This window comes from Zhongshania guokunii, from assembly GCF_040892635.1.
Lineage (GTDB): Bacteria > Pseudomonadota > Gammaproteobacteria > Pseudomonadales > Spongiibacteraceae > Spongiibacter > Spongiibacter guokunii.
Genome location: NZ_JBFRYA010000001.1, coordinates 40,777 through 62,666, shown reverse-complemented (window position 1 = coordinate 62,666; position 21,890 = coordinate 40,777). Strand labels below are relative to the sequence as shown.

16 protein-coding genes are annotated in these 21,890 nt (G+C 49.2%); 2 read left to right on the top strand and 14 right to left on the bottom strand.

Annotated elements, in window-relative coordinates; genetic code table 11:
- Window positions 1-29: 29 nt before the first annotated feature.
- The 9 genes from pgl to AB4876_RS00220 form a co-directional block, all read right to left on the bottom strand.
- On the bottom strand, window positions 30-734 hold the full coding sequence (gene pgl / locus AB4876_RS00260; protein WP_368379655.1) for a 6-phosphogluconolactonase: 705 nt from the start codon (window positions 732-734) through the stop codon (window positions 30-32).
- Window positions 734-2,203, bottom strand: coding sequence for a glucose-6-phosphate dehydrogenase (gene zwf, locus AB4876_RS00255; protein ID WP_368379654.1), 1,470 nt, complete (start codon window positions 2,201-2,203; stop codon window positions 734-736). Before zwf ends, pgl begins: the two co-directional genes overlap by 1 nt.
- Window positions 2,204-2,279: 76 nt before the next feature.
- Complete coding sequence (edd, locus tag AB4876_RS00250) at window positions 2,280-4,091, bottom strand: phosphogluconate dehydratase (RefSeq protein ID WP_368379653.1); 1,812 nt, start codon at window positions 4,089-4,091, stop codon at window positions 2,280-2,282.
- 159 nt (window positions 4,092-4,250) lie between these two features.
- Window positions 4,251-5,912 (bottom strand): glucose-6-phosphate isomerase, encoded by a 1,662-nt coding sequence (pgi, locus tag AB4876_RS00245; protein WP_368379652.1) that lies wholly within the window; start codon window positions 5,910-5,912, stop codon window positions 4,251-4,253.
- A 72-nt stretch (window positions 5,913-5,984) separates the two neighbouring features.
- Window positions 5,985-6,905 (bottom strand): carbohydrate kinase family protein, encoded by a 921-nt coding sequence (locus tag AB4876_RS00240; RefSeq protein ID WP_368379651.1) that lies wholly within the window; start codon window positions 6,903-6,905, stop codon window positions 5,985-5,987.
- Window positions 6,905-8,449: a mannitol dehydrogenase family protein gene (locus AB4876_RS00235; RefSeq protein WP_368379650.1), complete on the bottom strand. Its 1,545-nt coding sequence runs from the start codon at window positions 8,447-8,449 to the stop codon at window positions 6,905-6,907. Before AB4876_RS00235 ends, AB4876_RS00240 begins: the two co-directional genes overlap by 1 nt.
- Before the next feature lie 74 nt (window positions 8,450-8,523).
- Entirely contained in the window at window positions 8,524-10,239 is a 1,716-nt protein-coding gene (locus AB4876_RS00230) for a purine-cytosine permease family protein (RefSeq protein WP_368379649.1), read from the bottom strand.
- A gap of 155 nt (window positions 10,240-10,394) precedes the next feature.
- A complete protein-coding gene (locus AB4876_RS00225; protein ID WP_368379648.1) occupies window positions 10,395-11,360 on the bottom strand; it encodes a sugar-binding transcriptional regulator in 966 nt (321 codons plus the stop codon).
- Between the two features lie 51 nt (window positions 11,361-11,411).
- Window positions 11,412-12,080 (bottom strand): HAD family hydrolase, encoded by a 669-nt coding sequence (locus AB4876_RS00220; RefSeq protein WP_368379647.1) that lies wholly within the window; start codon window positions 12,078-12,080, stop codon window positions 11,412-11,414.
- Window positions 12,081-12,589: 509 nt separating this feature from the next.
- Between AB4876_RS00220 and AB4876_RS00215 the strand changes: the two genes are divergently transcribed.
- Entirely contained in the window at window positions 12,590-13,861 is a 1,272-nt protein-coding gene (locus AB4876_RS00215; RefSeq protein ID WP_368379646.1) for a hypothetical protein, read from the top strand.
- A gap of 306 nt (window positions 13,862-14,167) precedes the next feature.
- Here the strand turns inward: AB4876_RS00215 and AB4876_RS00210 are convergent, their stop codons facing one another.
- Genes AB4876_RS00210 through AB4876_RS00190 form a run of 5 tightly spaced genes read right to left on the bottom strand, consistent with a single transcriptional unit; the run spans window position 14,168 to window position 20,135 of the window.
- On the bottom strand, window positions 14,168-14,386 hold the full coding sequence (locus tag AB4876_RS00210; RefSeq protein ID WP_368379645.1) for a formate dehydrogenase subunit delta: 219 nt from the start codon (window positions 14,384-14,386) through the stop codon (window positions 14,168-14,170).
- A 9-nt stretch (window positions 14,387-14,395) separates the two neighbouring features.
- On the bottom strand, window positions 14,396-15,220 hold the full coding sequence (gene fdhD, locus AB4876_RS00205; protein ID WP_368379644.1) for a formate dehydrogenase accessory sulfurtransferase FdhD: 825 nt from the start codon (window positions 15,218-15,220) through the stop codon (window positions 14,396-14,398).
- Window positions 15,207-18,089, bottom strand: a complete 2,883-nt coding sequence (fdhF, locus tag AB4876_RS00200) for a formate dehydrogenase subunit alpha (RefSeq protein WP_368379643.1) — start codon at window positions 18,087-18,089, stop codon at window positions 15,207-15,209. The genes fdhD and fdhF overlap by 14 nt, the downstream gene beginning before the upstream one ends.
- Window position 18,090: 1 nt before the next feature.
- A complete protein-coding gene (locus tag AB4876_RS00195; RefSeq protein WP_368379642.1) occupies window positions 18,091-19,644 on the bottom strand; it encodes a formate dehydrogenase beta subunit in 1,554 nt (517 codons plus the stop codon).
- Window positions 19,644-20,135: a formate dehydrogenase subunit gamma gene (locus AB4876_RS00190; protein WP_368379641.1), complete on the bottom strand. Its 492-nt coding sequence runs from the start codon at window positions 20,133-20,135 to the stop codon at window positions 19,644-19,646. Before AB4876_RS00190 ends, AB4876_RS00195 begins: the two co-directional genes overlap by 1 nt.
- Before the next feature lie 145 nt (window positions 20,136-20,280).
- Here AB4876_RS00190 and AB4876_RS00185 point away from each other — a divergent pair, with 145 nt between their 5' ends.
- Complete coding sequence (locus AB4876_RS00185; protein WP_368379640.1) at window positions 20,281-21,342, top strand: substrate-binding domain-containing protein; 1,062 nt, start codon at window positions 20,281-20,283, stop codon at window positions 21,340-21,342.
- The last annotated feature ends 548 nt before the right edge of the window (window positions 21,343-21,890 follow it).

Here is a 21,890-nt window from a genome sequence, read left to right as displayed (position 1 = left end):
TTCCACTATTCAAAATAAAAAAAAAGTAATTACGGGGCCCAATACACATCCACATCGGTATTTAACACTGCGCTGACCGGTGTCGACATAAAGTCGCTGCTGGCCTTTGCTGCGCAATACACCGCATATTTTTCACTGCCAGTAATAAGCAAAATTCGCTGCCGAGCCGCCGACAAATAGGGCAACGTTAAGCTCATACGCTCAGTGTGGGCGCCAGTCACTTCACTCTGCTGCGCGTGTATTACCGCGCAACGCGCATCGCCTGACAATGACATTGCATGCGCCAGTCCCTCGCCATGGGGAAATAGCGATGCGGTGTGACCGTCACTGCCCATTCCTAACAGGCACACATCAGCCTTAGGCGGTAGCGCAGCAAACCGCGTTTCGCAGTCTTGTAAGCCTGCTTCAGCTGAGTGAGCCGCCGTTTTCATACCAATAAACCTCGCTGCTGCAGCGCGGCTCTGCAACAAGGACCGGCGGATAAACGCCTCATTGCTTGCAGCGTGCTCTGGCGTCACCCAGCGCTCATCGACAAGCGCCACTACGACCTTAGACCAATCGAGCTGACGCTCCGCAAGTGCTTCATAAACCGCTTGTGGACTACTTCCACCCGATACCAAAAAACTTGCTGAGCCTCGCTCGATAATCGCCTCATTAAGCAGCTCACTAATGTGATCCGCCACGGCTGTCACTAAGGATTGTCGCTCGTCAAAGCAATACTCGACCGCCGCCATTAATGCTGCTCTCCAGCGTTAAACCATTTAAAACCATCTTCGGCGAGCAGCTCGTCAGATTCCTCTGGCCCCCACGTTCCAGCCCTATACAAATGCGGATCCTGAGCATCTGATTGCCAGGCATCAATAATTGGATCTATCCAAGCCCAGGCATGGGCCACTTCATCGCGATGAATAAACAAGCTCGGATTGGCCGACACCGCATCGAGAATCAAGCGCTTATAGGCGTCGCTTTTAAACTTTTTATAGGTGTCGGAAAAATTAAGATTGAGGGTGGCGGGCTGCAGACGCATATCCAAGGTGTCGAGATCTTTGGCCATCATAGTGAGCTGAATGCTTTCTTCTGGCTGCAATCTAATAACTAAGCGGTTTGGCGCCAAGGCACCCGCATCACGATCGTAAACGCGATGAGAAACCTCTTTGTATTGAATAACAATCTCGGCACAACGCTGCTTCATGCGTTTGCCGGTACGCAGGTAAAATGGCACCCGCGCCCAGCGCCAATTGTCGACATAGGCGCGCAGGGCCACAAAGGTTTCGGTATTGCTCTGCGCCTCGGCCAACTCTTCAAGATAGCCGGGCACCAATTTGCCTTTATGGTTGCCGGCAACGTATTGGCCACGCACGGTATGCCGTTTTACGTCGTCACCGCGCATTGGTCGTAACGACTCTAATACTTTTACTTTTTCAGCGCGGATACTGCTGGCTTTCATCTTGTGGGGCGATTCCATAGCCACCAAACACAGTAACTGAAGCAGATGGTTTTGCACCATATCGCGTAGCGCACCGGCTTCATTGTAAAAGCCGGCGCGCCCTTCCAAGCCAACGGTTTCAGAGATGCTAATTTGAACATGGTCAATGGATTTGGCGTCCCACAATTGTTCAAAAATAACATTGGTAAAGCGCAACGCCATTAAGTTTTGAACGGTTTCTTTGCCTAGGTAATGATCGATGCGGTAGATAGCCGATTCATCAAAATAACGGGCAATCTCCTCATTAATCGCATTGGCTGTATCCGCGTTATAGCCCAGAGGCTTCTCCACCACCACACGACTACGCTCATCGACTAACTCATATTTAGCAAGGTTCTGGCAGCAAACGCCAAAAATAGCGGGCGGAATGGCTAAGTAATACACCCGCACCCGCTGGCGATATTCGTTTAATAGCTCGGCCATTGCCTGCCAAAAAGCACCCGACTCAGTAATATCAAGCTCTACCGGATATACATGTTCAATAAACGCTTGCGCCGCCTCTGTTCTGTACTCGCCTTCAGCTAAGTACTCCTGCAGGGCCTCATCAGCGTGCTGCAGGTATGCCGACTGCTCTTGCGCATTTCGGCAACAGGCAATCACCCTTGAGCTAGCGGGCAATTTGTCCTCGCAATAACTGCGATACAGCGCGGGAATAAGCTTACGAAACGAGAGATCGCCAGCACCACCAAAAATGACAATATCAAAGGGCTCTGTCATACCATTTCCTAATTATTTACGAGGTCAGTCACCAACAAGGGCGCATAACCGAAGGCTTCCTAGCAACCGTGGGCAACTACATATCCATTACCGACGCACCGTGTTCGGCATCACTCACTAATTTTCTAAAACAAGAGAATAACTCGCGCCCCATGCCCTCTTGATGGCCACCGGCGTAAATCGCTACCGGCCGCTCGAACACAGATTCGTCAAGTACCCGCAAGACACTGCGTTCGGCGTCGAACTCGATCATATCGCCGTCACGCAACCGCGCTATTGGGCCACCATCAAGGGCCTCTGGGCTTAAATGAATTGCCGCAGGCACCTTGCCCGACGCCCCAGACATACGACCGTCCGTTACCAGAGCAACCTTGTAGCCACGGTCCTGCAACACACCAAGCAATGGCGTTAGCTTGTGGAGCTCAGGCATACCATTCGCCTTGGGCCCTTGAAAACGAACAACCGCAATAAAATCGCGATTAAGATCACCAGAATCAAAGCGGGCCTTCATTTCATCTTGGTCATTAAAAATAACCGCAGGCGCCGTTAAGACTCGATACTCGGGCTTGACTGCCGAGGTTTTAATCACCGAGCGACCAAGGTTGCCCTGCAACAAGCGCAAGCCCCCTTCTTTGCTAAAGGGCTTTTCGACTGTGGCGATAATCTCTGCGTCCAAACTGACTGTCGGCCCATCGCGCCACACTAAACTGCCATCCTGATCTAAAAAGGGCTCTTTGCAATAACGCCGCATGCCACCTGCACCAGCGACCGTGCTCACATCGTTATGAAGCAGCCCGTTATCCAGCAATTCTTTAATTAATAGCGGCATGCCGCCGGCAGCCTGAAAATGATTTACATCGGCTAAGCCATTAGGGTAAATCCGGCACAACAAGGGCACCACTTCCGACAGCTCGGCCATGTCTTGCCAATTAATAATTACCCCAGCTGCGCGGGCAATGGCGACGAGGTGGATGGTGTGATTAGTTGAGCCACCGGTTGCCAACAAGCCAATAATACCGTTGATAATGCTCTTTTCATCAATCATCTCACCGAGCGGCAAAAACTCCGGCGATAGCGGCGACAATGTATTCAGCGTAGCAACCGCCGCCTTGGTCATTGCTTCGCGCATCGGCGTGCCCGGATTAATAAACGAACTGCCGGGCAACTGCATGCCCATAATTTCCATGAGCATTTGGTTGCTATTTGCGGTGCCGTAAAAGGTGCAGGTACCGGCGCTGTGATAAGACTCACTTTCCGCCTTGAGCAATTCCGCTCGCCCTACCTTGCCTTCCGCGTAAAGCTGGCGAATACGGCTTTTCTCCGCGTTGGGCAGCCCCGACTCCATCGGCCCTGCGGGTACAAACAAACAGGGCAAATGCCCAAAGGCCAGCGCACCAATTGCCAAGCCAGGTACAATCTTGTCGCACACACCAAGACATAAAACGCCATCAAACATATCGTGAGAAAGCGCAACGCCAGCCGCCATCGCAATATTGTCGCGACTAAAGAGCGACAGCTCCATGCCCTCTCGCCCCTGGGTTACGCCGTCGCACATCGCCGGCACCCCACCAGCGAACTGAGCTACGGCGCCCAACTCGCGAGCCGCCGCTTTAATTTGCGCGGGGTAATCCTGAAACGGCTGGTGGGCCGACAACATATCGTTATAAGAAGAGACAATGGCAAAGTTCGCCGCGCGATCTATCGCCAGTGCAGACTTGTCATGAGCATCTGAAGCGGCAAAACCGTGCGCTAAATTACCGCAGGATAAATGCCCCCGCGACACACCGGGGCGATGGGCGCGACGAATTTTTTCAAGATACGCTTGCCGACTTGCTGCACTGCGCTCGATTACCGCTTGGGTGACCTTGTTGATAACTTCGTTAAGCACGCTATTTATCCTCACTGGGTCAGCCTTCCATCATCATATGGCAAGGCTACACTGGATCAAATTTTAATTAACTAAATTAACCAATATACACAAAAAACCACTAAATAATATTTAAATGTAATTTTATTACACAAAAGCTTGTGTAACTAGCATACTGAATTAACACACCTCCGCAGACAGGCGCGCCAAGAGGGCTTCAGTAGAGGGGTCATGCCGCGCGCCAACTGAATCCTCACCGCACATCTCCCTACATATCCGCGATGCCAACTGTTTGCCTAACTCTACACCCCATTGATCAAAGGAGTTAAGGCCCCAAATAACACCTTGGCAAAATACCTTATGCTCATAAAGCGCGATTAGGCTCCCAAGTACTTTTGGACTCAGCTCAGGTATTAACAAGCAATTGCTAGGCCGGTTACCCGGCATTGTCTTATGCGCGACAAGTAAATCGAGCTTATCTGGCGCCAGCGAGCACTCGGCAAGTTCCGCTCGAAGCTGCTCCGCTGATTTACCGCACATCAAAGCCTCGGCTTGTGCCACTGCATTAGCGACAAGTATTTGGTGTTGCTCGGCATGTTCTGGCGCCTCGTGCGAAGTCGGAACAAGAAAATCACAGGGAATGAGATCTTGGCCTTGATGGATTAATTGGTAGAAAGCGTGCTGCCCATTCGTGCCCGGCTCACCCCAGATCACCGGTCCCGTTGCCCAGCTCGCCGGAGCACCATCTTTTTGAATCGACTTACCGTTACTCTCCATATCCAATTGCTGCAAATAGGCAGGTAAGCGCGCTAAACGCTGGCTATACGGCAGCACAGCATAGCTTTGCGAGTTAAAAAATTGACGGTACCAAATACCCAGTACGGCCAGAACGAGCGGCATATTCTCTTTCAGTGGTGCCGACCGGAAATGCTCATCCATTTCCTCAGCACCTGCCAACAACTCGTCAAACCCCTCAGGGCCAATTGCGATTGCGATTGGCAGCCCCACTGCAGACCACAGTGAATAGCGCCCGCCCACCCAATCCCAAAAACAGAATATGTTCGCGTCCAGATAGCCAAGCGCCTTGGCTGCGCTCGGGCGTGCAGTAACGGCAAGCATATGCTGCTGCAAACTATTATCGTCCACAGCCAAATCTAATCCCGCAGCCAACCACCGTTTTGCCAGTCCCGCATTAGCCAAGGTCTCTTGGGTTGTGAAGGTCTTCGACGCGACAATGAACAAAGTAGTGGCAGGGTTTAAATCAGACAAAATATCGCAAATCAGCACCGGATCAACATTAGATACAAAGTGCATTTTAGGGCCACTGCGACAATAAGGCGCTAGCGCTTGCGTCACCATCGCAGGGCCAAGGTCCGAGCCACCGATGCCGATATTAACAACGTCACGAATCACCTCGCCGGTGGCACCCAGCCACTGGCCATTGCGCACCGCGCGAGCGCAATCAGCAAGGCGCTGCCGCTGCTCGCGTATCGCTGGCATAACATTGACGCCCTCTGCCGCAATCGAATCCGGACCGCTATAACGCAAAGCTGTGTGCAAAACAGCTCGGTCTTCAGTGTTGTTAATAGCCTGACCAGTAAACATCGCCTCTCGCGCCGCACCCAGCTCCGAAGCCGCCGCCAGTTCAAAAAGATGATCTAAGGCCTCGTCATCAATGCGATTTTTTGAGTAGTCAAGAAAGAGATTTGCCGCAGCAAGGGAATAGCGCTCAACCCGCCGCGGATCTTGCGCGAATAAATCGCGCATATGTATCGATTCCAGCCGCGAGAAATCCTGCTGGAGCACCGGTAAAAACGCCCTATTAACTAACGAAACCGACATATGGGTAATTTCCTATAATATTAAATTTAGATACGGATGCTTATTATTAGTTAGCGTTCTCGGCATCTCTATCTATGCAGGATTCATAAATTTCTGAATTTCGTGAATTGAAATTTTGGGCGTTGCTCCATGATTCTGCGCTACCAACGCACCAACCGCACATGCAAAATCAACAGCATATTGCGCATCTTTGCTAACACTTAACTGATAAATCAACGAGGCTAGAAAAGAATCTCCCGCGCCAACGGTATCCGCTACATTAATTAAAAAACCGGAGTTGTAGTAGGTTATGTCACCTACTTTAAGCAGGGCGCCGTGCCGGCCCTTAGTGACGCATATATTAGAGGTATTAGTTTTATTCGCTATAAATTCAATATTCTGTTCCAAGGAATTAAATTTCGACCCCATTGCACCCGCAATTTCAAATAACTCATCATCATTAAGTTTTATAAAATCGGCTACGTTCATCAGCTCTACTAGAGTATCAAGCGCATAGTGTGGTTTTCGCAGGTTAACGTCAAAAACTTTGTAAACAGAACATTTGACTAACTGCCGCAAGGTATTGAGGGAAACCTCGCTGCGCGCGACCAAACTTCCAAAAACAAATATATCTGACGACGCAACACGCTCGGCAATCTTAGGTGTTAGTTCAATATTATCCCAAGCAGTATCTGTAGCAATCTCGTACGTTGCCGACCCACCCTTATCGAGAATAACCTCAACAGTACTTGTTTTTTTATTCGGATTAACTATTACTAAGTCAGAATCTAAGCCGCGTTCTTTTATATCGCTTAACAACTCATTGCCCAACGCATCGCTACCAACTGCGCTTAATATATGTGCATCTACTCCCAACGCTTTTAAGCGCAGGCAAACATTGAGAGGCGCACCACCTAAGCGTTTGCCACTATCAAAATAGTCCCAGAGCACCTCACCAAAACAACTTACTACAAGCGCTTCAGATGATTTTCTGTCAACAATTAAACCTGCCATCAGCTCACCTCTTCAGCTACAATTCTGTGTTTTTCCGAGAGAACACGATTCATGATTTCTCGTATGTCACTCGAGGGGGAATACAAGGAATCAATTGCTTTCGTATAATTAAGAGTAAACTCGCTATTCTCAACTAGATTTCCAAACAAATGACGATTTCTCAAAAATGAAAGCTTATCTTCAGCGGTTTTTTGCGCGTACGCAGCCAGCTCTACAGCCATTTCATCTTGAATAGTTATCGCTAGCTGGGCTTGATTAAGCGCTTTATCGCTGTAAAAACACCAAGCCGCTATGACTAAAATCGCGAGAGATGAATCTCGCCCCTTGTCTATATTTTCGAAAATAGAAGACAGCAAAAACTTAGGTAGCTTAGCGGAGCTCTCAGAGCAAATACGAACCAGACTATCTTTAATATTTGGGTTCGCAAAGCGCTCAATAAGAGTGTCTTTGTAACCATCTAAATCGATTCCATCTAGATCATCCAGCAAAGGCGTTACTTCTAGATCCATAAACGCACGTAAGTACTGAGCGAAACACACATCAGACACCGTTTCGTCTATCGTTTCATAGCCATAAATAGAGCCAAGCAAACCAAGGACAGAATGCCCAGCATTCAGTAGCCGGATTTTCATTTTCTCAAATGGCGTAACATCACTTACAAACTGAGCCCCGACTAGGTCCCAATTCGGACGGCCGCAGCAAAAATCATCCTCAATCACCCATTGCGAAAATGATTCGCAGGTAATTGGCCATTGGTCGATTACCTGAAAGGTGTTTTCTACGTAAGCAATATCTAACTTGCTTGTTACTGGTGTAATGCGATCCACCATCGCATTCGGAAAAGAGACGTTTTCTTCTATCCATTGACTTAAGCTAGGATCTAGCCGCTCAGCCAACGCCGTTATCATTTTCCGCGTGATCGCCCCATTATGTTGAATATTGTCACAAGACTGTACGGTGAATGCGCCTAGGCCACTGACCATGCGTTTTTTCAAGGCGGCAATGATATAAGCAAATGCTGTTCTTGGGTCATTTGGATTCTGAATGTCATGGCGAACATCGTCATTATCAAAATCAAACTCACCGGTCTCGGGATGGATATGATAACCACCTTCAGTGATGCTTAAAGAGACAATTTTGGTATCACTATGCGCTAATTTATCAATTACTTTTTGCTTATCTTCCGGTGCAAAAATAAAATCGATCATTGACCCGATAATCTTATTATCAATTGTCCCGTTTGGATGACGAACCACCAAAGAATAGAGGTAATCTTGTTTGACGAGAATATCCCGCAAATCACGATTACAATCCAGCAAACCGACGCCACATATTCCCCACTGCTCTGAACCCGGCGACTTCAATAGCTCGTTAAGATATGCAGCTTGGTGCGAGCGATGAAAACCACCCACACCAATATGAACAATTCCCGCCTTAAGCTGGCTGCGATCATATGTTGGAACATCAATATGGCTAGGCAATCTCGCCAATATCGACGAATTCAAGAATCCTTTATTCACTTGTTCGTGCGGTGCAGTATTCATATTCTACGCTCTACAAATAAGTTGATAACTAACAAATATTTATTCTTTGGCACATTGCAAAATCGCTGCAAGCATTAAGCATTAAGCTTTTTTTGACGGCGCAATGAAGTATAGGCGCTGCCAAAATAGGCAATAGTGAAAATAAAGCAATAAGTCTCAAACTGGGATTTGTTAATTCTGTAAATTTCCATACTGGAACTAAAGAACATAACCTGGCAGGCGAATCCAGCAATAATAAGCAATGAAATTACGGATACCGCATTGAGAACTTTACTTACGACACTGGTGTCAGCCACAAAATCTTGATCATGAATAGCTTGTGCATCTTGAAACTCAACTATTTGCTGTTGCTCAAGTGCTTCTGCTGCTATCTCTTCACTGTAATTCCTGTCCGCACCGTATTTTTTAGCCAACAAGGTATAAGTAACAATGGTGAACATCCACGTTGGGATAAACAAATAGTAGAAAGACATAACGTCGAGAGCATTCAATCCAAAACCAAACATTAGCGCCAAAGCCCAAGAGCCTATGGCGGGCACACTTCGAGAAATATTCTGGTATTTCGCCCAATATCTGGTTAAGCCAATTTTTGGGAACAAAACGTGTTCAGCAAACACAATCCCACCAACAGGAACAACCAAGAGCCCTGCATACGTCAACAGCGGTAACATCTGCGAGAATACAAAGGGAAAGCAGGCGATAATAACGGTTACAACACCAACAACTGCGGTAGTTTTTTCTCTGGAATGATTAACAAAAATGGATTGCGCTGCCAAACCAGCGCGATACAAGTTGGCATTAGCGGTAGTCCAGCCCGCGATAATGATAATGACAAATCCTGTTAAGCCCAGCGCGTGATAAGCAACATCGCCAGGATCCAAACTGGTAATCGTAGTTTTCAGAAGAACAGCGGCGCCAGCGCCCATAATTCCTGCCGAAATCCACGCAATATAATGCCCGAAAAACATCCCAACACCAGACAATAAGCCGTAGCGCTTCCGCTTAGCAAAGCGAAATATCGCCATATCGATCAAACCAAAATGGGTAATCGAGTTCGCCGCCCAGGCAAAACCAATGACTTCTAACAGCCCAATCCCTTTCTCGCCACTACCGGTAAAGCCGGTCCATATAGAACTGTCACCTATCGCAATAAAATCAGACCAATTAGTAATCGCTGTATCGCCCAGCACATGAAAAGACAAGCCTGGGAACAAATTGAATGAGCCCGCGATAAAAATAACAAATAGCCATGGAGCACAAACCTTAGAAAAATCAGCCACAGTCGAGAATCCGTACATAGCAACCAGCACAACAATTGAACCCATGGCAATAACAATAAGAACAAACCAAAAGCTACTAGGATACCAATTGAGCTGTGCAGGTATATTAAATAAAAACCTAACAGCAGTGGACGACACCGTGATCATTGCCGCAGATATCACCGAGAAAATAGCGACGTTCGCCCAGTTGTAAAGCTTGGTCATCGAGTTTCCGGCAATTTTGTTCAAGTAATTGTATAAACTCAATCGAGTTTCTACTGCAATTGGGGCGGTCAACAACCACCACGAACACATCGCCAGCAAATTACCAATTAACAAACCGAGTAAAATATCTTTAGTTGCGGCACCTAAGGCAACGAAGGTCGCGCCAATCACAAATTCCGTCGCAGCAACATGTTCGCCAGCATATAAACCAGCGAAATGTTTCCAACCATGTAATTTGTTGTTTGCAACGGGTAATTGCTCTTCATTAACGTCGGAAAATAAAATATTAATTTTATTACTAGGCATTTTACGACTTCCTATTTACTAGGTATCACCCTCGCTATACGGGTATGTGATATAAATTTTAAGATAAAGATCGAAAGTGCTAGATCGCCAGCTCTGTTGTTAACCAAGCTTGATTAAGTCACTTAAAGGCACAGCAGTTCGATCTCCCGAAACGACTATTGCGATGATAAATTAAGCAGGGCTTTGGCCGTATATTCATTAGTAATTAGAGAATTAAGCAGTTTTCCTTTCAGCGCCGCATGGATAGCAACAACTTTATCCTCTCCGGCGGCAATTCCATATACCGGCTTTTTCGCGTTTATTATTAAAGGGGCACTCACCACTCTTTTATTTATTTCGTTCTTAAGAAGCTTGCCATTGTCGTCATACAGCCAACTGATGACTTCACCTTTTGCACCATCAGTCATGATGGCATCTAGTTCGTCATCGTCGATAAAGCCATCTACAAACAACGGGGAACTGTCCGTAATCTGGCCGACACCGACGAAAGTTGCGTCTGCTTGTTCAATTAAACTAAAGATACTCTTTACCGGCTGCAGGCTATGGAGCATTTTCTTCTCTTGCACAGACGATGCAATAACAGGAAGAGGCATGGGGTAATGTTTGGCGTTAACGCGATTAGCCATGGACACAACAATATCAAACGCCGAGGCGGCGCCGTCTGACATCATATTACCGAGCATGGAAACTAACTTATGGTGTTGGCATTGCATCGCTGGAAGCTCATCGATACATGCTTTTAAAGCTCTGCCTGTACCAAATGCTAGGACTTTTGGTGTTTCGGATTTTAGATAGCGCTCTAGTATTGCGGCACCGCACTGGGCAAGCCCGTGATTATCATTAGGTGAGGACGGGTCGCTTGGAACAACTTCGCAATCGAGCATACCAAACCTTTCTTTAAGTTGTTGAGCTAACTCCATGCATTGTGTTATTGGATGCTCCAATCGCACTTTCACCAAGCCTTCACTGACAGCAAGTGCGACCAAGCGCTGAGCTGATTGCCTAGAAACGTCCAGTTTTTGAGCAATTTCATCCTGGGTATTCTTAGCAACGTAATAGAGCCATGCTGCGCGGGCAGCATCGTCTAATCGTTTCAACTCGGAGTTCGATTTATTATCCATAGTGATACCCTAATAATTATTATTTAATGACAATTATCTTATGTAAGTTGACTATTCAGCTGCTGGCAGCAGTTCTACTAGATCTTTCCAATGCGGTATCACTGGAACTTGGGGAAATGCATCTATAACCTTTGATACTGTACCGGGAAGATGGCGCCCACCAGTGTAATGAGCTACCTGCATCCCGGCCGAAATCGCTGCGGTCACCCCTGCATGACTATCCTCAATAACTAAGCACTCGCTGGGTGCCACCCCCATCTTTGTCGCGGCATACAGAAACAAATCTGGCGCCGGTTTACCCTGCGATACATCCTCAGCGGTAAATATCTTGGCTGTAAAAAAATCCTCTAAACCGCTAATTCGAAGTGCTTCGGCCGTGCGTTCTGGGCTACTACTGGTCGCCAAACAGAACTGCAGCTGCAGTCCAGATAACAGCGCTTGAACGCCGTCTGTCGGTTGTAGCTCACACCTAAACTGTTCAAGCAGAACGGTGCGATACTCTGCTTCAAAAGACTTAGGCAAATTCACGTGAAAATTATCAAACACCTTTTCGCGAACGGATTTAAAGCTATACCCGAGAAAATGACGTTGAACATACTGAAAATCAATATCGACTCTTAGCTCGCGTAATTTCTCAATTAAAACTGTGGCGCTGATAATTTCGCTATCAATTAGCACGCCATCGCAGTCAAAAATAATCAGCTTAATATTATTATTCATTGCCATACCTATCACGTTTTGCATCGAGGACACCACAAGCTAGCTGTTGCTCCGATGAATATAGCTCGCCATACGAAAGCTATCGGTAATCGCGATAGCTACGGTCTTCTCACTGCCCGAAGCGATGTGAGCAAAAGCCCAGCGAGCGAGCAGATTCCCACACACTAGCCCCAATGTCAATCATGAATTCACCACCAAACACCAATATTAGCCTCACAGAAAGACCAAGGAGTTATTGTTACCTGCCCCTACAAAGAAGCATCAAACACAATAAATCCTACTTAAGCAATTGATTAATAATACATTTAATATATTACCCTGAAAAAATCTAAGCGTTTACACCCAACAAAACTTGACGCCGAAATAACATGCTGGGAATATGCTCATGCCATGAGCCATTGCCCATATAAGTTAATTTAATAAAAATATGACGATTTTGGCGCACCACACCAGTACCACATGACAATAATCAGACCTGCAAAGCCAGGCAAAACAACAAGGTAATAAGCATGATAAAAAAACGCGTAACCCAATTAATCTGTGCTCGCTTGACCCTAGTTATTTCCTGCATAGCACTGTCAAACCCGACATTTTCCGCTGAATTTCTCGATAATAAAATTCAAGCCAAATTAATGCTTATGCAGGGTTTCCAAGCAATAGAGGCAAAGCCAGGTGCGTTTGAAATACCCAATACCGATATGGCACCGGGCTTCCAACGGCTTCGCTTTAATATTGAGCTAGCTGTTAAAGTTCACGATCACGTTACCGTCTATGTTGACCTCGGCGAAGAACCCAATGATTTCGGCACTGATGACCAGTTTGAAATTTCCCAAGATTTAGGATACATCGACCTAGATATTTTCGGCCTAGCTGGAAGCGCTCAACAAGACCAAAGCTGGCTATTTCGTGCTGGGAACATTGTTTCCACGGTATTTGAGTTCCGGGGCTACTCGGACGGCGCCGCTGTACAAAGCAACCCACTTATTGGCAATTCCCCTATTGACTTTGTAACTGCAGAATCCGGCATTCAGAGCTTGTGGTCACGCAAGGTGTCTGATTCGGTAATCACACAAGTGAATGCCGACATTGGCTTTACAGTACCGACGTTCTTTGAAGACTACAGTGGAGATCGAGGTTTCAACACCTTCGGTCGGCTGTCGTTTAACACGGGTTTCGGTTTAAATTTAGGCCTAGGCTGGTTTATCAGCAGTTTAGGTGACCAAGTCACTAACCGACCCTTTGCCGACGTGCAAACCGCTGGGCTAATTCAAGGCGATGGTGACAACTATAATTTCGCTGCGTCGGGTGCAAGTTCACGCGACACCCACGCTGGCTTACTGCCGGGCTTAGACGCGAATATTTTTCAAATCAACGCTCACTACCAAGCCCGCCCAGGCACCGAATTTCGTGGCTGGGCGGGTATCGCTAAAGATGAATTCAGCTTCGTTGATAGTAATGGCGAACAAACTGTAGCTAGTCAAGCCGTTGCTTATCAAGAGATCGCTAGCGAAATTAACTACTATGCAATCGAGGCCACACAATACATCACCCTCAACCGCTTATACATTGCATCGCGCTTTAGTTCGGCTATCAACAAAAGTGATAATATTTCTGGCGACAAGGACCTTAATCGCATCCAGCTAGGCCTAGGCTGGTGGCTAACGGACAACACCCTGCTCAAAGCGGAGTACGTCAAACAATCGGAAGGAAATACCTCCGCTGGGCAAATCGGCGCTGATTGGGATGGAGTAACGGCAGAATTATCGGTTGTTTTCGACTAATTGCCCTTAGTATTACTTTAAATGAGAGCGTGGCGGTAACTAAAGACCGAGCTCTCGCGGTCATAGACATACCACTACTGCTCGCCAACAAGGCATTAGCAGCACTGATGCCTGCTAATGTACGGCTACTGCCTACCCGCATAGAGAGTGTGGCTGTGGTCGCTGACAAATAACCGTTAAGCTTTTACGCAAAATGATTTTTGCCCACTATTTACCCCACTGCAAGCGTACCGCAATTTTACCGCTTCGATCGCAATACTTTTATACGATATTGACCTAAAAAAGCATTTTCTGGGGCAACAATAACTAGAGCAATGTAACCGCCCTAGCCGCCACAGCGCTCAAATTATGCGCGTTCGAACTCACACAATTTTTTAATTCTGCCTTCATTCCCCGCGCCCAAAAGCGCCGAATGTGACTCGCGACTTGCTCAGCTGCCGCTGCATCGTCAATCGCGCCGTGACCTAGGTTTTCGGCAATATCATTTGCCATGCGGACTAAATTATTAACACTCACATTACCCATTTGGCCCGATCACTCCCAGGGATTATTGTAAATAACATGACGGCCTTCGCGGGCAAAACCAATCAGTAATTGCCCCGCCGCTGCGGCTTGTTCAATTGCCAAGGACGTAGGTGCTGACACCGCGACCAAGGCGCCAATACCTACCGCGCAACTCTTGTGAACCATTTCATAGCTTGCGCGGCTCGACACCAGCACAAAGCCTTGGTTTAAATCGGTATGAGTCTGCAACAGCGCACCGATCAATTTATCCAGCGCATTGTGCCGGCCAACGTCTTCTCGCACCTTTACAATATTGCCTGCCAAGTCACACCAAGCCACGCCGTGGCTAGCACCGGTTTTCGCCTGCAATGCTTGATACTGAGGAAACATTTTAAGAGCGCGCTGTACGGCGTCATCAGAGACTACTGGCGCGGTAACATTGCGCACTGGGCGAATCGCGCTTTCTAAAGATTCTGTACCGCATAAACCACAACCAGTACGGCCGGTGAGGTTGCGCCGCCGCTGCTTGAGTGCTGCCAAACAGGAATTAGCGATGCGCATTTCAACCGACAGGCCGTGCGCAACGCTTTTAACGTCGCAATCAAATAACTGGGCTGTATCTGTGAGTATGCCTTCGCTAAGGCTAAAGCCCAGCGCAAAGTCTTTTAGGTCAGCGGGGGTTGCCATCATCACCGCGTGAGAGATGCCGTTATAGACCATCGCCACCGGCACTTCCATGGCGATATGATCGTCCAGCGGCGCGGTCTTGCACTGGTTGGCGCGGCGCACATCGACCGCTGCCCGCGCACTGCCCACTGGCTTACTGTTATCTTCCACGAGCTTAACGGCCAACATGTTCTGGCGCTCCCTTAGGCTTGCGATACAATTTGCGCTGGCGCTCATCAAAGGCTTTGAACTGCCGCTGCCATTCCGAGGGCTGACTTACTTTTTCTACCTGCACCGCGGTAACTTTGTATTCCGGGCAGTTAGTCGCCCAATCGGAATTGTCGGTGGTAATGACGTTGGCACCACTACCCGGATGGTGAAAGGTGGTGTACACCACCCCCGGCAACATGCGCTCGCTTACCCTTGCCCGCAGCACAGTTTGACCAGCGCGGCTGGAAATACCCAGCCAGTCGCCATCGTGAATACCGCGCAGCTCGGCGTCGTGAGGATGCACTTCAAGTACATCTTCATCGTGCCATTGCTGGTTAGCGGTGCGCCGAGTTTGCGCGCCCACATTGTATTGCGACAGAATTCGGCCAGTGGTTAATAACAGCGGGAAACGGCGATTGGTTTTCTCGGAGGTCGCCACGTATTCGGTAATCGCAAACTGGCCTTTGCCAATCGGGAAGTCGACCTCGTGCATGGTTGGCGTGCCGTTAGGATGCTCTGCATTGCAAGGCCATTGAATACTGCCCTGCTCTTCTAATTTGGCGTAGCTCACGCCATTAAAGCTTGGCGTGAGCTGAGCAATCTCATCCATGATTTCGCTGGGGTGTTGGTAGTTCATGGGGTAGCCCAGCGCGTTGGCCAAATCCACGGTCACTTCCCAGTCTTCTTTACCGGCAATGGCGGGCATAACTTTGCGCACGCGATTAATACGGCGCTCGGCATTGGTGAAGGTGCCGTTTTTTTCTAAGAAGGTAGAACCCGGCAAAAGAACGTGGGCAAATTTTGCGGTTTCATTGAGGAAGATATCTTGAACGATTAAGCAGTCTAAGGCCCGCAGTGCCGATTCCACATGCTGAGTGTTGGGATCTGACTGGGCGATATCCTCGCCCTGTACGTAAAGCGCTTTGAAACTGCCGGCAATCGCGGCGTCGAACATATTGGGAATGCGTAAACCTGGCTCGTCGTCGAGCACCACGCCCCACGCCGACTCAAAACGCGAGCGCGCTACTACGTCGGACACATGCTGATAACCCGGCAGTTCGTGGGGGAATGAACCCATATCGCAGGAGCCTTGCACATTATTCTGGCCCCGCAGCGGGTTTACACCCACCCCTTCGCGGCCGATATTGCCAGTGGCCATCGCCAAGTTAGCAATACCCATTACCATGGTCGACCCTTGGCTATGCTCGGTAACACCAAGGCCATAATAAATCGCGCCGTTACCTGCATTAGCATAGGCGCGGGCGGCGTTGCGCACGTCCTCGGCGGCAACGCCGGTAATCTCTTCTAGCACCTCGGGGGAATGACGTGGCTCGCTAATAAATTTACGCCAGGCTTGATAGGCTTTTTCATCGCAGCGCGTAGCCACGAAGTTTTTGTCTTCTAGCCCTTCTGTCACGACCACATGGGCTAAGGCATTTATGATGGTGACATTGGTGCCAGGCCGCAGCGGCAAATGCATGCCCTTGCCCATATGCGGCGTTTTTAGCAGATCAATTTTGCGAGGATCAATCACGATCAGCTCTGCACCTTGGCGCAAGCGCCTCCGCAATTGCGAGGCAAACACCGGATGCGCATCGGTTGGGTTGGCGCCAATCACCACTATACAATCGGCCTTCATTACCGAATCGAAGGTCTGGGTGCCAGCAGATTCGCCAAGGGTGGTTTTAAGACCGTAGCCGGTGGGTGAATGACAGACCCGCGCGCAGGTATCGGTATTGTTATTACCAAAGGCGGCACGCACTAATTTTTGAACGAGATAGGTTTCTTCGTTGGTACAACGTGAAGAGGTAATACCGCCAATGCTTTCGCGGCCGTATTTGGCCTGCACGTCTTTAAGACGCTTTGCCGCAAAGCTTATCGCCTGCTCCCAGCTTACTTCCTGCCATGGCTGATCAATGCTGTCGCGAATCATTGGCGAGCGCACTCGGTCTTTATGGGTCGCATAGCCAAAGGCAAAACGGCCTTTTACACAGGAGTGACCGTGATTTGCATCGCCGCCTTTGTAGGGCACCATGCGTATTACTTCATTGCCTTTCATTTCAGCTTTAAAGGAACAGCCTACGCCGCAATAGGCGCAAGTGGTCACAACACTGTGTTCCGGCTGGCCTTGCTCAATAACGCTTTTTTCCATCAAGGTGGACGTTGGGCAAGCCTGCACGCAAGCGCCGCAGGAAACACAGTCGGAGTCCATAAAGGAATCGTTAGCCCCAGCGGACACCTTGGAGTCGAAACCACGACCATCAATCGTTAAAGCAAAAGTGCCCTGCACTTCTTCACAGGCGCGCACACAGCGCGAACAGACAATGCACTTGCTGGGATCAAAACTGAAATAAGGATTCGACTCATCTTTTTCGGCGTGCAGATGATTCTCGCCATCAAAGCCATAACGCACTTCCCGCAAACCTACCGCGCCCGCCATATCTTGCAGCTCACAGTCGCCGTTAGCGGGGCAGGTTAAACAGTCCAGCGGATGGTCGGAGATATACAATTCCATAATGTTGCGGCGCAGCTTGGCCACTGGCTCGGTCTGGGTACTGACCTGCATACCCTCGGCAACCGGCGTAGTACACGACGCAGGAAAGCCCTTGCGGCCTTCAATTTGTACCGCGCAAAGACGACAGGAGCCAAAGGCCTCTAAATTATCTGAGGCACACAACTTAGGAATATTAATTCCGGCAAGCGCGGCGGCCCTGAGTACCGAGGTGCCTTCCGGCACTATGATCTCACGGCCATCTATGGCAAGACTCACCAGCTCGGTCGATAAGCTTGGCGGGGTTCCTAAATCTTTATTAGGATCAAGCTTTTTGGGGTCAAAGTACTGGATCATCTTAGCGCTCCCTGTCGGCTAGTGGCCGCAGATCGTCGGCAAAATATTTCATGACGCTTTGCACCGGGAAGGGCGTCATGCCACCCATGGCGCAGAGCGAGCCATCTATCATTGTGGTACATAATTCGTCGAGCAGCGCGAGATTCGCCTCGGGCTGCTGGCCGCTGCGAATTTTGTCGATAACCTCAACTCCGCGCGTTGAACCAATACGACATGGCGTGCATTTACCGCAGGACTCCACCACACAAAACTCCATAGAGAAGCGGGCCTGCTCGCCCATATCCACGGTGTCGTCGAACATCACCACGCCGCCGTGACCGAGCACCGCGCCAATAGCGGCAAAGGCTTCGTAATCCAGCGGCGTATCCCATTGGGATTCAGGTAAATAGGCACCCAGCGGGCCACCGACCTGCACCGCTTTTAGCGGGCGGCCAGTAAAAGTACCGCCGCCGAAATCCTCCATTAATTCTCGCAGACTCACGCCAAAGGCTAACTCGACCAAACCGCCCTGTCGCACATTACCCGCCAATTGAAATGGCAAGGTTCCCCGCGAGCGGCCCATGCCAAGGTCGGCATAGGCCTGCGCGCCTTTGTCAAAAATAAAAGGCAGCGCGGCCAGCGACAACACATTGTTGACCACCGTCGGTTTGGCAAACAAACCTTTTAGGGCAGGGAGCGGCGGCTTGGCGCGCACCATGCCGCGCTTGCCTTCTAGGCTTTCTAGCAGCGCAGTTTCTTCGCCGCAAATATAAGCACCCGCACCGAGGCGAACCTCCAGCTCAAACTGGCGGCCACTGCCGCAAATATTGGCGCCCACATAGCCCGCCGCCCTGGCCCGCACAATGGCTTCATCCATAATGCGCTGGGCCAGCGGGTACTCCGAGCGCAGGTAGATATAGCCCTGATTAGCACCAACCGCTAAACCCGCAATAACCATGCCCTCTATCAGCATATAGGGATCGCATTCCATCACTAGGCGATCAGCAAAGGTGCCGGAGTCGCCCTCATCGGCATTGCAGACAATGTATTTTTGATCGGCCTCAGCATCCAGCACCGTCTTCCATTTAATGCCGGTGGGAAACGCCGCGCCGCCCCGACCCCGCAAGCCGGAATCCATTACCTGCTGGACCATATCCGCTGGGCGTAAACTCAGTGCTTGCTGCAAGCCGCGAAAGCCGTCATGAGCGAGGTAGTGCTCAAGAGAAAGTGGGTCACCTAAACCCAGTCGCGCAAACGTTACGCGCTGCTGATTTTTTAAGAAGGGGATTTCTTCTGTCAGGCCTCCGCATAAGGGGTGTTCTACATTGCCGTCAAATAAGCCTGCTTTAAGCAAACCATGGACATCACTTATCTCTACCGGCCCGTAGGCAACTCGACCCGCTGGCGTTTCGACCTCAACCATTGGCTCTAACCAAAACAGGCCGCGACTGCCATTGCGGATCAGTTCAATATCGGCACCACTCTGCGCGGCAGCAAGTTCAATCGCTGCGGCAATGGCATCGGCACCAAGTGAGCAAGCGGTAGTATCGCTGGGCACAAAAATTTGCAATGTCATTACACCAGCTCCACAACTTGGGTCGTCATATCATCGAGTAATTGCTCAAAGCGCGCTGGCGACACTCGGCCATATATAGCATCGCCAATCCGGATAGACGGCCCACAGCTGCAATTACCCAAGCAGTACACCGGCTCTAAACTCACACGACCATCGGCTGAGGTTTGGTGGTAATCAATAGCTAAGCGCTGCTTAATATGCGACTCCAACTGCTTTGCCCCCCGCGCCTGACAGGCTTCAGCGCGACAAATTTGCAGTACATGATCACCCGGTGGTGTGCGCCGAAAATGGTGGTAAAAGCTAATGACCCCAGAGATTTCGGCGCGGGTCTGATTTAGCGCATCGGCGATGATGGCAATTGCCTCGTCGGGCACATAAGTGAGTTCATCTTGCAACGCATGCAGAATAGGCAGCAAGGCGCCAGGCTGATGCTTTAGGGACGCAACAAGGCCCTCGACAACAGCCGCTATGCTAGGGGGAGCAGACTTCATATTATTCTCTCGCTTTACTCGACATAAGCCTCTTCACGAGACCCCATATATGCAATTTTTTGCATATATTTTGTGTTTACAACGCTATTATTGGGGTTTAGCTTAGCAGCTAGCCTATATTTACTAAATATGCACAACTTTGCCTATGAAGCACTTACAAATCTCCCCCGCGTGGTTTTTTACCGATGGCCAAGGTGAGCAGCTCGACCCACGACTCTTCGCACTGCTTAGGGCAATTCACAAACAAAATAAACTGACCCAAGCTGCCGAAGCCTGTGGGTTTTCCTATCGTCATGCTTGGAATATGTTGCAGCACTGGGAGGAGTTTTTTGGCACGCCATTAATCGAAAAACAGCGGGGGCGCGGTTCACGCCTGTCGCCCTTGGGCGAGAAACTGCTTTGGGCAGAGCAACGGGTTGCGGCGCGTTTAGAACCGCAGCTAGAAAGCCTTAGCTCAGAGATAAACTTAGAAATTGCGCACCTACTTGAAGGCAATAAGCCGGTACTTCGCCTACATGCCAGCCACGGTTATGCGGTTGCCTTGCTACCAAAATACATTGGCGAGCTACCGCTGGATTTACAGTATTGCAGCCCGGCCGATGCCCTTTCTGCTCTAGCCCGTAACGCCTGCGATATTGCCGGCTTCCACCTGCCCATAGGCACAGCGCCAGCGCTTTACCGCGACTACCGAAAGCGCCTTAAACCCCGCAGCCACCGGATTATTCAATTTATTACTCGGCGCCAAGGACTAATGTTGCAAGCCGGTAATCCACTGGGTGTAACAGGGCTTGCCGACCTAGCCGACATTGACCTGCGCTTTATCAACCGCCAAGCCACCTCGGGAACGCGATCACTGCTGGACGCGCTACTGAAAGAACAAGCTATTCCAAGTGCGAATATAAAGGGCTTTGAACAAGAGGAATTCACCCACTCTGCCGTTGCCGCTTATATAGCCGCAAACATGGCCGACGCCGGCTTTGGCGTAGAAGCCGCGGCCCGACAGTTCGGCCTCGACTTTATTCCCCTCGCCCAAGAACGCTATGTAATGGCCTGCCATAAGCAGGCACTCAATGACCCTAAGTTTCAGGAATTTTTAAACATCATTCGAGGCGAAGAATTTCACGCCGCCGTCGCGCAGCTGCCCGGCTACAGCAGCGACGACTGCGGTCTAGTCGCTAGTGTTGAAGATATTTTCAATAAAGCCTGATCATTTTCAAGACAGAGAAGCGCTAAACCCTAGCGGAGTGTAGCCGAGTCTAAATTGCCTTAAATAACAGCACCAAGAAGCAAGGAAACTGCTTAGAAAATAGTGCCTGCAAAGCAAGGTAATAAGTTTCAAAAATGACGTATTCCGCCCTGAAGAACACCACTAAGTTGAGCTGTTTCTCAAACAGTATGGAAATCGTTAACACGCACTTTGTACATACAATAACGATTAGTACTGCGCATAAACTCTGAGCAAGTTTTCACCTTTCCAACTTTAGATCAACATCTTAGACAATAATCCCGTGCTATTCCCGAAAACCTTAACTTTGCGCCGCAAAAATTAATGAACGCTTGCTAATAGTAAATATTAGCAAGCGAGCCTAATAGCCAGTATAGATAGCGGTTAATACCTATACCCATGCGAACTATATCGATTCAGAATCGGTTTCAACAACGTTATTGAACAAAAGGTCAATAATAAGACACACAAAGGTGCAATTGACGACACAAGCCAGAAAACGCAGCTACGCTGTTATTAATACGAATAAG

Coding starts and splice junctions, on each gene's coding strand:
- AB4876_RS00190 (WP_368379641.1), bottom strand. CDS start 20,135: ATGAAGTCTGCTCCCCCTAGCATAGCGGCTGTTGTCGAGGGCCTTGTT.
- AB4876_RS00215 (WP_368379646.1), top strand. CDS start 12,590: ATGATAAAAAAACGCGTAACCCAATTAATCTGTGCTCGCTTGACCCTA.
- AB4876_RS00230 (WP_368379649.1), bottom strand. CDS start 10,239: ATGCCTAGTAATAAAATTAATATTTTATTTTCCGACGTTAATGAAGAG.
- AB4876_RS00240 (WP_368379651.1), bottom strand. CDS start 6,905: ATGGCAGGTTTAATTGTTGACAGAAAATCATCTGAAGCGCTTGTAGTA.
- AB4876_RS00195 (WP_368379642.1), bottom strand. CDS start 19,644: ATGACATTGCAAATTTTTGTGCCCAGCGATACTACCGCTTGCTCACTT.
- AB4876_RS00235 (WP_368379650.1), bottom strand. CDS start 8,449: ATGAATACTGCACCGCACGAACAAGTGAATAAAGGATTCTTGAATTCG.
- zwf (WP_368379654.1), bottom strand. CDS start 2,203: ATGACAGAGCCCTTTGATATTGTCATTTTTGGTGGTGCTGGCGATCTC.
- AB4876_RS00220 (WP_368379647.1), bottom strand. CDS start 12,080: ATGAATAATAATATTAAGCTGATTATTTTTGACTGCGATGGCGTGCTA.
- pgi (WP_368379652.1), bottom strand. CDS start 5,912: ATGTCGGTTTCGTTAGTTAATAGGGCGTTTTTACCGGTGCTCCAGCAG.
- AB4876_RS00225 (WP_368379648.1), bottom strand. CDS start 11,360: ATGGATAATAAATCGAACTCCGAGTTGAAACGATTAGACGATGCTGCC.
- AB4876_RS00210 (WP_368379645.1), bottom strand. CDS start 14,386: ATGGGTAATGTGAGTGTTAATAATTTAGTCCGCATGGCAAATGATATT.
- fdhF (WP_368379643.1), bottom strand. CDS start 18,089: ATGATCCAGTACTTTGACCCCAAAAAGCTTGATCCTAATAAAGATTTA.
- AB4876_RS00185 (WP_368379640.1), top strand. CDS start 20,281: ATGAAGCACTTACAAATCTCCCCCGCGTGGTTTTTTACCGATGGCCAA.
- fdhD (WP_368379644.1), bottom strand. CDS start 15,220: ATGTTGGCCGTTAAGCTCGTGGAAGATAACAGTAAGCCAGTGGGCAGT.
- pgl (WP_368379655.1), bottom strand. CDS start 734: ATGGCGGCGGTCGAGTATTGCTTTGACGAGCGACAATCCTTAGTGACA.